The 1,040-nt window shown below is 61.8% G+C and carries 1 protein-coding gene; it reads right to left on the minus strand.

Features of this window, described 5'->3' with window-relative positions:
- Positions 1 to 8: 8 nt before the first annotated feature.
- Positions 9 to 980 carry an IS1595 family transposase gene (locus GXY01S_RS16715; RefSeq protein ID WP_095666499.1) on the minus strand — a complete coding sequence of 324 codons (972 nt, stop codon included), beginning with the start codon at positions 978 to 980 and terminating at the stop codon, positions 9 to 11.
- Positions 981 to 1,040: the final 60 nt, after the last annotated feature.

Below are 1,040 nucleotides of genomic sequence, written 5' to 3' on the forward strand. Positions count from 1 at the left end.
CCCGCTTATCAACCAAGCAGCACGGGAATTTCGGCATATGCGCGTCGGCGCGTGAGGATTGAAGACGTCGCGACGGCGCGGCATGCGGCCGGGATCATGCCGAACATGTTGTGTCTTCGATTGGTGGTCCAGCAGAAGGCGCCGAGATAATCGGATGTGTGCTGCGGGGCGATGGCCTTGTGCGTTGCCTTGAGGGCCGTGCTCAGATTGGCGATGGCGGTGTTGAGGCCGTGGAAGGGTGCGGTGCGCTGTCGGGAGGGGCGTTTGCTGCCGCTGACAGTGACCACATGGGATCTGGCGGGTGTGCCGAAGGCCAGAAAAGCCTTCAGGCCGTCGGTATGAACCCTGACGGCTGGCATGAGGCAGGTATCGGCGAATGCCCGCACCGCCCTGCTGGTGAAGCCGACCACCGTCCGCATGGCGACATGGCCCATACGGCCGCCCTCATACCGCTCGGTCGCGGCGATCATCCTGGTCTTGCCTCCCGGACCCGAGCCCTGGTTTCGCTCGCCACCCAGATAGACATCGTCAGCCTCGACCACGACGGGGGCACCGTCCGGACCTGAACCACCGAGAAGATAACGGGCTTCACGTTCGGTCATGGCGCGGCGCAGGCGTTTGGCGAGATACCACGCCGTCGGATAGCTCACGCCCAGCCGACGGCCCAGTTCGATGGCCGAGACACCCTGTTTGGTACTGGTCATGATGTGCATGGCCCGGAACCAGATCGTGAGCGGAAGTTTCGTGCCACTCATCACCGTGCCGGCCGTGACCGACCAGCGGCGATTGCAGCGTGTGCAGCCTACCCGGCGACCACAAAGATAATTCCGATCGTGGCCACAGGACGGGCAGGCCATCCCGACCTCCCGACGCGCCACCATCAACGCCTTGATACAGGCCTCTTCCGTGCTGTAGAGACGCTCGAACTCAAGGTCTGTCAGACCTTTCATGACATTCAACATCACCAGAACTCCAGACACACAAGTTCATATGGGATGTTAAAACACGCCCTGTAAGGGCGTGCCGTTTTGTTGATAAGC

Source organism: Komagataeibacter xylinus NBRC 15237 (assembly GCF_001571345.1).
In the GTDB taxonomy this organism is placed as follows: domain Bacteria; phylum Pseudomonadota; class Alphaproteobacteria; order Acetobacterales; family Acetobacteraceae; genus Komagataeibacter; species Komagataeibacter xylinus.